Source organism: Paenacidovorax caeni (assembly GCF_001298675.1).
GTDB classification, from domain to species: domain Bacteria; phylum Pseudomonadota; class Gammaproteobacteria; order Burkholderiales; family Burkholderiaceae_C; genus Paenacidovorax; species Paenacidovorax caeni.
Genome location: NZ_CYIG01000014.1, coordinates 42,274 through 56,690, shown reverse-complemented (window position 1 = coordinate 56,690; position 14,417 = coordinate 42,274). Strand labels below are relative to the sequence as shown.

The window sequence follows — 14,417 nt, the reverse complement described above, 5'->3', positions numbered from 1 at the left end:
GACAGGGGGGCTCCCAACGGGGGCGGCGCGCGTGAGGAGGAGGGAGGGTGGCGCCGCAGTTCATGAGGTCGGCCCGCACAGGGGGCCACGGGTGCACGCTGGGAAGCGCCCAGGTGCCGTCAGGCGTTCAGGCAAGCAGGCTTGCGCCAGGGCCAGGCTCCCCGGTCTGCACAACCTGTAACGAACGCATGGTGGATGAACATGGGCGAAAGTGTAGCAAAGCCGCCCCACCCCTGAGGGCAGCGGGCGCGCCGTCACGCCAAAGCGACACCGACTGCTCGAAAACCCTGTTGCGGCTTGCGCCCGACGCAGCAACAATTAGAAACGCACGATCGTTCTATTTTAAGGAGTCGGGTATGAAATTCCTTCGGCATTGCATCGTCATCGCGGGGGCCGCGTTGCTGGCCAGTGGCAGTGCCGTGGCGCAGACCACCGTGGCCGACGTGAAGTACGAGGAGGCGGCAAGCGTGCAGGGCAAGCCCCTGCTGCTCAATGGCGCCGGCATCCGCTACAAGGCGGTGTTCAAGGTCTACACGGCAGGTCTGTACCTGGAGAAGAAGGCGCAGACGCCGCAGGACATCCAGGCCCTCAAGGGCCCCAAGCGCATGCGCATCGTGATGCTGCGCGAGATCGACTCGGCGGAACTGGGCAAGCTGTTCTCGCGCGGCATGGAAGACAACATGGACCGGGCCGCGTTCTCCAAGCTCGTGCCTGGCGTCGTGCGCATGAGCCAAATCTTCTCCGAGCACAAGAAGCTGCTGCCAGGGGAGGAATTCATGCTCGACTGGATTCCCGGCACCGGCACCGTACTCACCGTCAAGGGCCAGGTGCAGGGCGAACCGTTCAAGGAGCCCGAGTTTTTCAACGCCCTGATGGGCATCTGGTTGGGCCCGCAGCCCGCCGACTGGAAGCTCAAGGACGCCTTGCTCGGCAAGGCCTCCTGAGCGCGTTTACTGCATTCTTTACGGCCTCAGGCCCCGCAAGCAATGAAACTCGGCAACCTCAAAGTAGGCCTGCGCCTGGGCGTGGCGTTTGGCAGCATCCTGTGCATCACGGTCGCCATCGTGCTGTATGCGCAGTCACGTATCAGCGCGCTGCACCAGTCCGCCCAGCGGCTCGCCACCGTCGAGATGGAGCAGCAGGCCCTGGTGGAAGAGTGGGCCACCAGCATCCAGCTCAACTGGGTCCGCACCGAGGCGGCGCTCAAAGCCATCGACCGCGGCTACGTCGATCAACTCGAAGCCGCCATGGCCGCCACCGACAAAGCGGCGGCGCAGACACAGCAGCGCATCAAAGCACTGCTTGCCCAGGCGCCCCAGGCCCAGGCACTGCTTGACGCGATTGCCAAGTCTGGCCAGGCCTACCAGGAGCAGCGCGACACGGTCCGGCACGCCTCCAGCGGCGGCGAGCCCGACATTGCCGGCATGGTCGATCGCGACCTGCGCCCGCGTGCCGACGCCTACCTGCAGGCGCTGGACAAACTGCGCGCGCACATGGGCACGCAGGTACAGGCGGCGCAGGCCGACAACGCCGCGCTGGCCAGCCAGAGCCTGTGGCTGCTGGGCCTGGCCACGCTGGCGGCACTGGCCCTGGGCACGCTGGTGGCGTGGCAGACCACGCGCTCCATCACGCTGCCGCTACGCCAGGGCATCCAGGCGGCAGAGAACATCGCCCGGGGTGACCTGAGCATGCGCATTGCCGTTGCCCAGCAGCGCGACGAGGCGGGCCAGCTGCTGCAGGCCCTGGCACACATGCAGGCGCGCTTGGCCGACACCGTGGCCCACGTGCGCCAGAACGCCGAGGGCGTGGCGACCGCCAGCAGCGAGATCGCCCATGGCAACCACGACCTGTCGGCACGCACCGAGAGCCAGGCCAGCGCCCTGCAGCAAACCGCCGCCTCGATGGAGCAGCTCGGCTCCACCGTGCGCCAGAACGCCGACAACGCTCAGCAGGCCAACCAGCTCGCGCGCAATGCCTCCAACGTGGCGACGCAGGGTGGCGAGGTGGTGGCCCAGGTGGTGGAGACGATGCGCGGCATCCACGACGCCAGCCGCCGCATCGCCGACATCATCGGCGTGATCGACGGCATTGCCTTCCAGACCAACATCCTGGCCTTGAACGCCGCCGTCGAGGCTGCGCGGGCCGGGGAGCAGGGCCGCGGCTTCGCCGTCGTGGCCGGCGAGGTGCGCAACCTGGCGCAGCGCAGCGCTGATGCGGCAAAAGAAATCAAGGGCCTGATCGGTGCCAGCGTGGAGCGCGTGGAACAGGGCTCGCAGCTCGTGGACAAGGCTGGCGGCACGATGGAGGAAGTGGTGACCGCGATCCGCCGCGTCACCGACATCATGGGCGAGATCAGCGCCGCCAGCAAAGAACAGGCGAGCGGCGTGGCCCAGGTGGGCGAAGCCATCACGCAAATGGACCAGACCACCCAGCAGAACGCGGCCCTGGTGGAGCAAAGCGCCGCCGCCGCCGCCAGCCTGCAGACCCAGGCGGGGGAACTGGTACGCGCCGTCGCTGTGTTCACGCTGGAAGCGCAGTCCACGGGCGGCATGCAGGTCCGTGGCAGCGCGTCCACACCCGCCGTGCTGCCGCCGACACACCACCTGCAGCTGTCATCCGCCTGAAACACTGCCCTGGGCAAAAAAGGGCCTTGGGCAGTTCCTCATGGTGCATTCCAGGGGAAGTGGTCTATATTCGTCTCCAATTGTTTCAAAGAACAAAGGAGACATACCAAGCAATGGCTTTACCAACTCAGCGTGACGCGCCGCTTGGCCGCGCTGGTCACGCTGACCCTGCTGTCCATGCTGGCGCTGCTGGCCAGCATGATGGTCTCGGAACGCAGTCTCCTGCTCGATGAACGTGCCGCCAACGTCCGCCAGGTGGTGGAGACAGCGCACGGCATCGCCGTGCACTACCACGCCCTGGCAGCCAAGGGCCAGATGAGCGATGCCGAGGCGCAGCAGCGTGCCATGGAGACCCTGCGACCGCTGCGCTACAGCGGCAACGAATACTTCTGGGTCAACGACATGGTGCCGCGCATGCTCATGCACCCGATCCGTCCCGAGCTGCAGGGGCAGGATTTGAGCAACAACAAGGACCCCTCGGGCAAGCTGCTGTTCGTCGAGTTCGTGAACATCGTCAAGCGACAGGGCGAAGGCTTCATCACCTACCTGTGGCCCAAGCCCGGCAGCGACAAACCGGTGGAGAAGGTCTCCTACGTCAAGGGTTTCGCGCCCTGGGGCTGGGTCATCGGCTCGGGCGTGTACACCGATACGGTGCAAAGCACGTTCCTGAAGCGGCTGGCGCAGGCTGGCGGCATCACCGCCCTGCTGGCGCTGCTGCTGCTGGCCGTGAGCTGGATCATTGCGCACAGCATCTTCCGCCAGCTCGGCGCCGAGCCCGCGCAGCTCAACGCCATCACGCACAGCATCGCCAACGGCGACCTCACCGTCGAGATTCCGCCGACGCGCGACAACAACAGCGTGACGCACGGCATCCGCGCCATGCGCGACAGCATTGCGCACATCGTGCACGACGTACGCCAGGGTGCCGAAAGCGTAGCCACCGCCAGCAGCGAAATTGCCCAGGGCAACCACGACCTGTCGGGGCGTACCGAGAGCCAGGCCAGCGCGCTGGAGCAGACCGCAGCCTCCATGGAGCAGCTTGGCTCCACCGTGCGCCAGAACGCCGATAGCGCCCAGCAGGCCAACCAGCTCGCCCTCAGCGCCACGCAGGTGGCCGAGCAGGCAGGGGGCGTGGTCGGGCAGGTGGTGCACACCATGCGCGACATCGACGCCAGCAGCCACAAGATCGCCGACATCATTGGCGTGATTGACGGCATCGCCTTCCAGACCAACATCCTGGCACTGAATGCCGCCGTGGAAGCCGCGCGGGCTGGCGAGCAGGGCCGGGGCTTCGCCGTGGTGGCCGGCGAGGTGCGCCAGCTCGCGGGCCGCAGCGCCGAGGCGGCGAAGGAGATCAAGACCCTCATCTCTGACAGCGTGGCACGCGTCGAGCAGGGCAGCGCCCTGGCCGACAAGGCCGGTACGACCATGACCGAGGTGGTCAGCGCCATCCGCCGCGTGACCGACATCATGGGCGAGATCAGCGCCGCCAGCCGCGAGCAAAGCGCAGGCGTGGCCCAGGTGGGCGAGGCCATCACGCAGATGGACCAGGCCACGCAGCAAAACGCCGCACTGGTCGAGGAAATGGCCGCCGCCGCCAGCGGTCTCAACACGCAGGCCCTGCAGCTGGTGAACACCGTGGCCACGTTCCGCACCGGCGCGCAGGGTGCCGCCGCACCCGCACCGCACGCCGCGTCTGCCGTTTCATCCGCCGCCATGTCCACCGCGCGACCGCCGGTGCGGCCCGCACCCCGCCCTGCTGCACCAGCACCGGCCGTGCGCACCCACGCCAAACCACCTGCAGCGCCCAAGGCCGCCCTGGCACCGCCACCCGCCCGGCCCGCCCCGCCCGCCCCGCCCGCCGCCACGAGCGATGAATGGGAGAGCTTCTAAAAAGTGAGCTGCCAGCGCTTGCTACGCTTGGTTTTCAGATACATATTGATCTGAATACAAGGCCTAGCAAGCGCTAGCAGCTATGATTTTTGCAATCATTGACCGTGCAACCCGACGCTAGCGCCACGCCGCTCGTTTAGCTTGCCCGAGCGCGCCCGCCCCCACCATGAGCCTTTCCTCCCTACACCATTTGCTGCCCTGGCCGCGCACGCTCCGGCGCAAGGCGCTATGGGCGGCGCTCCTGGTGGCCCTGCTGGCCGTGGGCAACGTCGTCACCATCCAGGTGCTGCTGCGCCGCTCCGACAACCTGGCGGCCACCGTCAACATGGCGGGGAAGATGCGCATGCTGAGCCAGCGCATCGGACTGGAGGCCCTGGCCGCGCGCGAGCACCCCGAGGGCCAGTGGCCCGCTGCCGAGGAACACTACGCCGCGTTCGAGGCCACCTACGCCACGTTGCGCGACGGCGGCAGCGCCCACGGCATGCAGGTCCAGCCGCTCGACGCGCAACTGCGCCCCATGCTGCAAACCCTGCACGCCAGCTGGCAGCGCTACCGCCAGGCCATCGACGCGCTGCGCCAGGCCCCGCTGGCGGCGGGCGGCGCCCAGATCGAGCAGGCCGTCGCCACGGGCAACGCGCTGCTTGAACAAACCGAATCGCTGCTCGACCAGCTCGTACGCTTCGCCGAAACCACGCACCAGCGCGCGCTGTACAGCAGCATGGCGCTGTTCGCGCTCGACGTGCTGCTGCTCGCGCTGGGCTACGCGCTGCTGGCGCGGCGCGTGCTACGGCCCATCCACATCCTCACGCGCCAATGCCGTGAGATGGCCCAGGGCAACTACGGCACGCGTGTACCGTTCTCCAGCAGCGACGAGCTGGGCGAGCTGGCACGGGCGCTGGACAACTCGGCCGCGCACATCCACCAGCTGCTGCACGACGTGGCCCAGGAGCGCACCGCGCTGGCGCAGATGCAGGCCATGTTCAACGGCCTGGCCGAGAACGAGGTGGCGGGCATCTACATGCTCGACGAGAAACTGGACATCCTCTACGCCAACGAACAGCTGGCACGCATGACCGGCTACCCACGCGAGACGCTGGCCGGCGGCTTCGCGCTGGCGCGCCTGTTCCCGCCCGAGGCCTATGTGGAGGTGCGCCGGCGCGTGCTGGAGCGTCTGCACGGCCTGGTGCACAGCGCGCGCTACGAGCGCACCTTGCTGCGCGCCGACGGCACGACGTTCGAGGTCGAGATCTTCGGCTCCGTCATGACGTTCCAGGGCCGCCCGGCCATCATCGGCATGATGATGGACATCACCGAGCGCAAGCGCGCCGAGGCCTCGGCGCGCCGTGCGGCGCTGGTCTACCAGCACACCACCGAGGCCATGGTGGTGACCGACGCCCAGGGCGTGGTGCAGGATCTGAACCCGGCGTTCACCGCCGTCACCGGCTACGCAGCGCACGAAATCATTGGTCGGCGCCTGAACGTTCTCAGCTCGGGCCGCCAGGACCGCGCCTTCTACCAGGCCCTGTGGACCAGCCTGCGCGAGAGTGGGACGTGGAGCGGCGATATCTGCAACCGGCGCAAGAACGGCGAGGAGTACATCGAGCGGCTGACCATCAACACCTCGTACAACGAGGACGGCAGCGTGAACTGCCACATCGGCCTGTTTTCCGATGTGACAGAGCAGCGCCGGGCCGAGGCCTCGATCTGGCACCAGGCGCACTACGACCACCTAACCCAGCTGCCCAACCGGCAGATGTTCCAGCAGAACCTGCTGCACAGCATGGAGCGGGCACGCCAGAGCGGCAAGCCGTTCGCACTGGTGTTCCTGGACCTGGATTTCTTCAAGGAAGTGAACGACACCTTCGGCCACGATGAGGGCGACGAGCTGCTGCGCCAGGTGGCACGCCGCCTGCAGTCCTGCGTGCGCAGCACCGACTTGGTGGCGCGCCTGGGCGGCGATGAGTTCACGCTCATCCTGCAGGATCTGAGCCATGCGGTGGACGCGCACCCCATCTGCCGCAAGGTGCTGCACGCCGTGGCCCAACCCTACGAACTGGGCAGCAACACCGTGCACATCTCGGTCAGCGCCGGGCTGACCTTCTACCCGCGCGACGGCCACGACGGCGTGGACCTGCTCAAGCACGCCGACCTGGCGATGTATGCAGCCAAGGAAAAGGGGCGCAACCAGTTTTGCGAGTTCACGCCGCCCATGGAGCAGGAAGCGCAGAACCGACGCCTGCTGCTGCGCGACCTGCAGCAGGGGCTGGACGGGCAGGAATTCGAGCTGCACTACCAGCCCATCGTGGAAATCGCCAGCGGCCGCATCGTCAAGGCCGAAGCACTCATCCGCTGGAACCAGCCGCTGCGCGGCGTGGTCAGCCCGGGCGAATTCATCGCGCTGGCCGAGGAGTCGGGCCTGATCGTGCCGCTGGGCGACTGGGTGTTCCAGCAGGCCGCGCAGCAGGTGGCGCAGTGGCGCACCATGCTCGCGCCCGCCTTCGAGCTGAGCGTCAACGTCTCGCCCGTGCAACTGCACGCGAGCGAGCAAAGCGTGCAGGACTGGATTGCACGCCTGGACGCACTGCAGCTGCCCGGCTCCGCCCTGGTCGTCGAGATCACCGAACGCGTGTTGCTAGAGGCGGGCAAGGAAGCCGACGCCAAGCTGCAGGCACTGCAAAAAGCCAACATCCAGCTGGCGCTGGACGACTTCGGCACCGGCTACTCCTCGCTTTCCTACCTCAAGCGCTTCGACATCGACTACATCAAGATCGACCGCAGCTTCGTCAGCCACCTCACGCGCGGCTCGGACGACACCGTGCTGTGCCAGGCCATCATCGTCATGGCGCACCAGCTCGGCATCCACGTCGTGGCCGAGGGCGTGGAGACGCAGGAGCAGCACGAAATCCTGCACGAAGCGGGCTGCGACTACGGACAGGGCTACTGGTATTGCCGGCCCGTGCCCGCCAGCGAATTCACCGAAAGGCTGCGCGAGAGCCTGGCGGGGCAGAAGAACGTGTAACCCCGTAGAGCCTGTCCACGATCTTTGACGCCTTTGCGGTGCAACGCCCCCCTGCAAAGGCCGTCAACAGGCGCAAGGCAGCAGCTCGGTCAGCGCGTCAACGAAGCCGTCGGCATCCACCTGCCGCACCGGCTCGCCGTGGTTGTAGCCATAGCCCACCAGCACCACCGGGCAGCCCGCGGCACGCGCGGCCTGTGCATCGTTGCGCGAGTCGCCCACCATGAGCGTGCGCGCGGGCGCCGTGCCCAAGGCCTCGCAGGTTTTGAGCAGCGGCAACGGATCGGGCTTCTTGCGCGCAAAGGCATCACCGCCAAAAACATGCTGGAAAAAGCCGTCCAGCCCCTTGGCGCGCAGCAGCTGCTCGGCAAAGGCCTGGGGCTTGTTGGTCAGGCAGGCCAGCTGCAGGCCCGCCGCACGCAGCGCCTGCAGCCCCTCGCGCGCACCGGGATAAACCTGCGCATGGTGGCCGTTGATGGCCTGGTAATGGTGCTGGTAGCGCGCCCACGCCTGGGGGTAGAGTGCTTCCACTTTCGTAGCTGCTGGCGCTTGCTGGTCCTGGCCTAGAACGTGATTCAGCACCGAACGCAGCAAGTGCTCTGAGCCCTTGCCCACCATGGTCTCGACCTGCGCCGCACCGATGGCGGGCAGGCCCAGGTCGGCCAGCATGCGGCCCAGCGCCTCGGTGAAATCGCCCAGGGTATCGACCAGGGTGCCGTCGAGGTCGATCATCGCCGCGTCCACACCCGCCACCAGGGCGCCCGCTGCGTTGCTGCCATCCGTCATTTCGCTCACCTTTCGCAATGCCCGCGCCCGGGATCGGCATGCCCGGACTGAGGCGGTAAAAAATAGTGGCATCGGCCCCATTCCGCGCGGGCCGGCCTATGCTTGTAGCGTCTTTCCGTCACTTCAAGGAGTTCATGCCATGACCTTGTCACGCCTCCCGGCGCTCATGGGCGCCGCCATGCTGCTGTGCAGCAGCGCAGCCTTCGCTGCCAACCAGGCCCCGAGCGCATTGCAGCAGGAGCGCGCCGCGTGCGCCCGCCTGCCCGAGGAAAGCCGCAGCGCCTGCGAGCGCGAAGCTGGCGCAGCCGCCCAGGCGGCACGCAGCGGCGACCTGAGCAGCATGGACGCCAGCACCTACGAGCGCAACGCACTGGCGCGCTGCGATGCGTTCAAGACCCCGCAGGACAAGGCGGAATGCCAGGCCCGCATGGGCAGCCGCGCCACGGTGGGCGGCTCCGTCGAAGGGGGCGGGCTGCTGCGCGAACTCACGACCACCACCACCAGAACCGTGCCGTAAACGGTGGTGCGCCGCCGCCCAGATGGCGGTCAGGCCAGTTGCGCGCGCATGGCGTCGATCACCGCCTTGTAGTCGGGCTTGCCGAAAATGGCGCTGCCCGCCACGAACGTGTCTGCGCCGGCGTCGGCCACGCGGCGGATGTTGTCCACCTTGATGCCGCCGTCCACCTCCAGGCGGATGTCCTTGCCCGAGGCGTCGATGCGCTTGCGCGCAGCCTCGATTTTGCGCAGCGTGCTGTCGATAAAGCTCTGCCCGCCAAAGCCGGGGTTGACGCTCATCAGCAGGATCAGGTCGATGTCCTCGATCACCCAGTCCAGCACGTCCAGCGGCGCGGCCGGGTTGAACGTCAGCCCAGCCTTGCAGCCCTGCGCCCTGATGGCCTGAATGCTGCGGTGCACGTGCAGCGAGGCGTCAGGATGGAAACTGATCAGGTCCGCCCCCGCCTCGGCGAAGGCCGCTGCCAGCGCATCCACCGGCTGCACCATCAGGTGCACGTCGATGGGCGCAGGGCGGCCGTCGGGCAATACGGCATGGGGCTTGAGTGCCTGGCAAACCATGGGGCCGAAGGTCAGGTTGGGCACGTAGTGGTTGTCCATCACGTCGAAATGAATCCAGTCGGCGCCGGCGGCTACGACGTTTTTCACTTCTTCGCCCAGGCGGGCGAAATCGGCTGAGAGGATCGAAGGGGCGATGCGGAAGGTGCGGCTCATGCTTCAGATTGTCGCAGTTACCATTGGGCGATGTCGAAATACGACTTTCAGATCACGGTACAAACCCAGTACCTGCCTAGCGAATCCCTGCCACACGCGGGGGTGTACAGCTTCGCCTACACCATCACCATCACGAACCGGGGACAGACCGGTGCGCAGTTGATCGCGCGCTACTGGACCATCCGCGACGCCAACGGCCAGACCGAGGAAGTCAAGGGCCTGGGCGTGGTGGGAGAGCAGCCCCTGCTGCAGCCCGGCGAATCGTTCCGCTACACCAGCGGCTGCCGCCTGCGCGCTGCCAGCGGCACCATGCACGGGCGCTACCTTTGCGTGGCCGAGGACGGCACCGCGTTCGACAGCGCCATTCCCATGTTCATGCTGGAATCCACCGAAGACCACGGTCCGCCGGGCCACACCCTACAGAACCGGACGCTGCACTGATGTTTCAAAGCCCCCGCCTCGACCTGCCCCAGCTGCTCGACCTGCTGCAGCCTGACGCCCCGATGGCCGAGCGGCACCTGTGGCTGATCCATCTGTGCGAGTGGATTCGCGGCGACGCCCGCTCCACCGAAGCGGCCATGGGCCGTGTGCGCCTGCTGCTGGACACGCTGGATGCCGACGCCGATGCGCGCCAGCGCCTGCAGGCCTGGTGGGCGCAGCTGGTGGACGCCGTGGACATTACGGCGCTGCTGGCCGACTTCGGTTTCGCGCCGCGCACGGCGTTCTTCAGCGAGTTTTCGGCGCGCCTGCGCACCAAGCTGCTGCCGCGCAGCCCGGAGACCATCGACGCCTCCGAGCTGTTCGAGCTGGCCCTGCCCAGCAGCTTTGATGCGCAGTGGCTGGCGCAACTCGACGAGGCCACGTTGCAGCGCCTGGTGGCCCTGCTCACCGGCGGTAGCGAGCGCAGCCACACCAGCTGGCAGCGCGTGCTGCTTGACGCACTGAGCTACTGCGCCGGCCAGATGCTGGCGACCGGTTTCGCACCCGAGCTGCGCCTGCGCATGAGCCGGGAAGCGCGCGAGGCCCAACCCTTCCACGCCCTGCTGCGCGAAGTGGAGAGCCTGCGCGTGGAAATACTGCACCCGCTGCGCACCACCGACCGGCTCGACGCCGCCGTGCAGGGCTTGCGCGACCGGCTCGACGCCTGCCGCGCGGCCGTGGGCTCGGTCTATACGCATTTCGACGACAACGGCATCTCGGTCGGCCTGGTGTTCCGCATGCGCCAGATGCGCGCACGTATTCTGCGCATGCGCGTGCTGCTGGATTGCCTGCTCTCGCCCCAACCCGCCGCTGACGCGGCACGCCTGTTTGCACAACTGGTGCAGGTGGGGCGCGACCGGCACAACCTGGGCGCACTGATCGCCTCGAATTCCTCCCTCGTCGCCGCCAAGGTGGCCGAGCGCAGCGCCGAGACCGGCGAGCACTACATCACCCACGACCGCACCGAGTACCTGGCCATGGTGCGCAAGGCTGCGGGTGGCGGGCTGGTGCTGGCCTTTACCACGCTGGCCAAGTTCGGCCTGTACGCGCTGGCGCTGTCGGCCTTCTGGAGCGGCTTCTGGGCGGGCATGAACTACGCCGTGAGCTTCGTGCTGATCCAACTGCTGCACTTCACCGTGGCCACCAAGCAGCCGGCCATGACCGCACCAGCCATGGCGGCCAAGCTCAAGGACCTGGACAGCGGCAACGCCGTGGAAGACTTCGTCACCGAGGTCACCGACTTGGTACGCACCCAGGTGGCCGCCGTGCTGGGCAACGTGCTGCTGGTATTCCCGGCAGCCATGGCGCTGTCGCTGGCGATTGCCTACGCCACCGGCGCACCCGTGTTCGACCACGACAAGGCGCTGCACGTGCTGGAGACGCAGCACCTGCTCGGCCCCTCGATGCTGTTCGCCGCCTTCACTGGCGTGCTGCTGTTCGCCAGCAGCATCGTCGCGGGCTGGACGGAGAACTGGTTCGTGCTGCACCGGCTCGACTCGGCACTGCGCTACAACCCGCGCATCACGCGCTGGCTGGGGCGTGCACGTGCCGCGCGCTGGGCCCACTTCGCGCGCGAGAACATCTCGGGCCTGACGGCCAACATCTCGCTGGGCTTCATGCTGGGACTCGTGCCGGTGTTCGCGGCCTTCTTCGGCCTGGGGCTGGACGTACGCCATGTCACCCTCTCCACCGGCCAGGTCGGCGTGGCAGCCAGTATCCTCGGGCCCCAGGTGCTGCACCTGCCGCTGTTCTGGTGGGCCATGGCCTGCCTGCCGCTGCTGGGCGCGCTGAACGTGTCGGTAAGCTTCTACCTGGCGTTCCGCCTGGCGCTGCGCGCGCAGAACGTGAGCGTGAAGGACCGCGCACGCATCTACGCCGCCATCCGCGCACGCCTGCGCAGTGCGCCACTGAGCTTTTTCCTGCCCGCCCGGCAGACGGCCTGACCGGCCGGCCCTGCCGCCCTCCACCACGGCCCGCCCCTGCGGCGGACCGCCTGATGAGAAGGAGAACCCATGAACGAACTGCTCGGTTTCTGGGCCCAATGGCTGCGCCCCTCGGCGGGGCTGCCTACCGTGCAATGGTCGCTGCTGCTGGCAGTGGCCGCCATCGCTGGCCACCTGCTGCAGCGCCACACGGGCCTGCCCAAGGTGGTCGGCTACTCCATCGTCGGCACCCTGGCCGGGCTGGCCGGATTCAGCGGCGCCGTCTGGCCGCTGCAGGGCATCGGCCTGTTCCTGCTGGAATTCAGCGTAGCCATTGTGCTGTTCGAAACCGGCGGACGTATTTCGCTGCGCTGGTTCCGCCACAACCCCATGGTGCTGGTGCAAAGCCTGGCCGAATCGGCACTGGCCTACTTCGCCGTGTACCAGGTGCTGCTGTGGCTCGACACGCCCACCGCCGTGGCCGGTGCGCTGGCGCTGGTGGCCATGGCCGCCTCGCCCACCGTGCTGACGCGCGTGGTGGCCGATACGCGCGCCGCCGGCCCGGTGACGGAACGCGCCATCGTGCTCACCACGCTCTCCACGCTGTACGTCCTGACGCTGGGCAGCGCACGCGCCGAGCTGATGAACCGGCCCGCGCAAAGCCTGCTGGAGACCATCTCCCCGGTCATGGTGGTGCTGGGCATCTCCATTCTCAGCGCGGCCCTGCTGGCACTGCTGATGCGCTGGGCGCTGCGCTTCATGAGCCCGGCCAGCGAGAACACCACCATCGTGCTGCTGGCGCTGATCGCGGCCGCCTCGGCCATGGCCTCGCACCTGGGCGGCTCAGCGCCGCTGGCAGCGCTGCTGGGCGGCATGCTGCTCAAACACTGGTACCCGCGCCCCTGGGCCTGGCCGCGCCAGCTCGGGCCGGTGTCGTCGCTGCTGAACATGCTGCTGTTCGTGCTCGTTTCCACGGTGGCGGCACAGGCCGACTGGAGCGCGCCCGTGACCGGCGTGGTGCTGGCCCTGATCGCCGTGCGCCTGCTGGCCAAGGCCGTGGGCGTGGGCCTGGGCAACGTGGGCAGCGGCGCGAGCTGGCGCCAGGCGCTGTGGCTGGGCTGCGCGATGACGCCGATGTCGGCCATCGCGCTGCTGATCGCCTCGCAGTTCGTCGTGGCCTCACCCGCCACGGGCTACCTGATCGCGCGTGTGGCGCTGCCCGCCATCTTGCTGATGGAGATCGCTGGCGCCGTGCTGGCCACGGTGGCCATCTACCGCGCCGGGGAAAGCTCCCGGCCCTGGGCGCCGCTGGCGGCCCGCGCAGGCAAAGGAGACACACCATGAGCCTTGAAGCCTTCCACCAATCGGAACCCCTGACGCTGGGCGTGGAGCTGGAGCTGCAGCTGCTCAATACGCACGACTACGACCTGGCGCCCTACGCCGCAGACATGCTGCGGCTGATGCACAAGATCCCCCTGCCCGGCAGCGTGGTGCCGGAGATGACGAACAGCATGATCGAAGTCTCCACCGGCATCTGCCACTCCAGCAGCGAGGTGCTGGGGCAGCTCACGCTGATTCGCGACGCGCTGGTCAAGTGCGCCGACAAGCTGAACATCGCCATCGCCGGCGGCGGCACGCACCCGTTCCAGATGTGGCACGAGCGCCGCATCTACGACAAGCCGCGCTTCCAGGAGCTGTCGCAGCTGTACGGCTACCTCTCCAAGCAGTTCACCATCTTCGGCCAGCACGTGCACATCGGCTGTCCCAGCGCGGACGCCGCGCTGGTCATGCTGCACCGCATGAGCCGCTACATCCCGCACTGCATCGCGCTGTCGGCGTCCAGCCCCTACGTGCAGGGGCAGGACACGCAGTTCGACTCGGCGCGCCTGAACTCGGTGTTTGCCTTCCCGCTCTCGGGCCGCGCGCCCTGCGTACTCACCTGGGACGAATTCGGCCAGTACTTCGACAAGATGACACGCACCGGCGTCGTCAAGAGCATGAAGGACTTTTACTGGGACATCCGCCCCAAACCCGAATTCGGCACCATCGAAATCCGCGTCTTCGACACCCCCTTGAGCGTCGAGCGCGCCGCCGCCCTGGCGGGCTTCGTGCAATCGCTCGCTGCCTGGTTCCTGGCCGAGCAGCCCTTCGTGCCCGCCGAGGACGACTATCTCGTCTACACCTACAACCGCTTCCAGGCCTGCCGCTTCGGGCTGGACGCGGTCTACGTCGACCCGGCAACGGGCGAACACATGCCGCTGCGCGACCACCTGCTGCACACGCTCGACCGCATCGCCCCGCATGGCGAGCACCACGGCGCCGCTGGCGCGCTGCACCTGCTGCGCGGCGAGATCGAGGCCAACTGCAACGACGCGCGCTGGCTGCGCGAGCGCCAGCGCGAAGAGCAGCTGCTGGCCGAGGTCAGCCGCCAGGCGGCGCTGCGCTTTCGCGGGCAGGCAACACCGTGAG

Annotated in this window: 11 protein-coding genes; 9 read left to right on the top strand and 2 right to left on the bottom strand. The window is 67.7% G+C overall.

Annotation, left to right across the window (positions count from 1 at the left end; genetic code table 11):
- The first annotated feature begins 356 nt into the window (after window positions 1-356).
- The 4 genes from BN2503_RS08265 (at window position 357) to BN2503_RS08250 (ending at window position 7,536) form a co-directional block, all read left to right on the top strand.
- Window positions 357-944: a chalcone isomerase family protein gene (locus tag BN2503_RS08265; protein WP_054256178.1), complete on the top strand. Its 588-nt coding sequence runs from the start codon at window positions 357-359 to the stop codon at window positions 942-944.
- A gap of 42 nt (window positions 945-986) precedes the next feature.
- A complete protein-coding gene (locus tag BN2503_RS08260; RefSeq protein WP_054256177.1) occupies window positions 987-2,624 on the top strand; it encodes a methyl-accepting chemotaxis protein in 1,638 nt (545 codons plus the stop codon).
- Window positions 2,625-2,801: 177 nt separating this feature from the next.
- Window positions 2,802-4,517, top strand: coding sequence for a methyl-accepting chemotaxis protein (locus BN2503_RS08255; protein WP_158447346.1), 1,716 nt, complete (start codon window positions 2,802-2,804; stop codon window positions 4,515-4,517).
- 166 nt (window positions 4,518-4,683) lie between these two features.
- Complete coding sequence (locus BN2503_RS08250; protein ID WP_082366530.1) at window positions 4,684-7,536, top strand: EAL domain-containing protein; 2,853 nt, start codon at window positions 4,684-4,686, stop codon at window positions 7,534-7,536.
- Between the two features lie 63 nt (window positions 7,537-7,599).
- Here BN2503_RS08250 and BN2503_RS08245 read toward each other — a convergent pair whose 3' ends face one another.
- The gene (locus BN2503_RS08245) at window positions 7,600-8,319 is read right to left on the bottom strand and encodes a phosphoglycolate phosphatase (RefSeq protein WP_054256175.1); all 720 of its coding nucleotides are present in this window, start codon (window positions 8,317-8,319) and stop codon (window positions 7,600-7,602) included.
- A gap of 139 nt (window positions 8,320-8,458) precedes the next feature.
- Here BN2503_RS08245 and BN2503_RS08240 point away from each other — a divergent pair, with 139 nt between their 5' ends.
- Window positions 8,459-8,836: a hypothetical protein gene (locus BN2503_RS08240; protein ID WP_054256174.1), complete on the top strand. Its 378-nt coding sequence runs from the start codon at window positions 8,459-8,461 to the stop codon at window positions 8,834-8,836.
- 29 nt (window positions 8,837-8,865) lie between these two features.
- Here the strand turns inward: BN2503_RS08240 and rpe are convergent, their stop codons facing one another.
- On the bottom strand, window positions 8,866-9,546 hold the full coding sequence (gene rpe / locus BN2503_RS08235) for a ribulose-phosphate 3-epimerase (RefSeq protein WP_054256173.1): 681 nt from the start codon (window positions 9,544-9,546) through the stop codon (window positions 8,866-8,868).
- Window positions 9,547-9,576: 30 nt separating this feature from the next.
- Between rpe and apaG the strand changes: the two genes are divergently transcribed.
- From apaG to BN2503_RS08215, 4 genes are all read left to right on the top strand, one after another.
- Entirely contained in the window at window positions 9,577-9,987 is a 411-nt protein-coding gene (gene apaG / locus BN2503_RS08230) for a Co2+/Mg2+ efflux protein ApaG (RefSeq protein WP_054256172.1), read from the top strand.
- Window positions 9,987-11,969 carry a site-specific recombinase gene (locus BN2503_RS08225; protein ID WP_054256171.1) on the top strand — a complete coding sequence of 661 codons (1,983 nt, stop codon included), beginning with the start codon at window positions 9,987-9,989 and terminating at the stop codon, window positions 11,967-11,969. Before apaG ends, BN2503_RS08225 begins: the two co-directional genes overlap by 1 nt.
- A 69-nt stretch (window positions 11,970-12,038) precedes the next feature.
- Window positions 12,039-13,292, top strand: a complete 1,254-nt coding sequence (locus BN2503_RS08220) for a cation:proton antiporter (RefSeq protein ID WP_054256170.1) — start codon at window positions 12,039-12,041, stop codon at window positions 13,290-13,292.
- Entirely contained in the window at window positions 13,289-14,416 is a 1,128-nt protein-coding gene (locus BN2503_RS08215) for a YbdK family carboxylate-amine ligase (RefSeq protein WP_054256169.1), read from the top strand. The genes BN2503_RS08220 and BN2503_RS08215 overlap by 4 nt, the downstream gene beginning before the upstream one ends.
- The last annotated feature ends 1 nt before the right edge of the window (window position 14,417 follow it).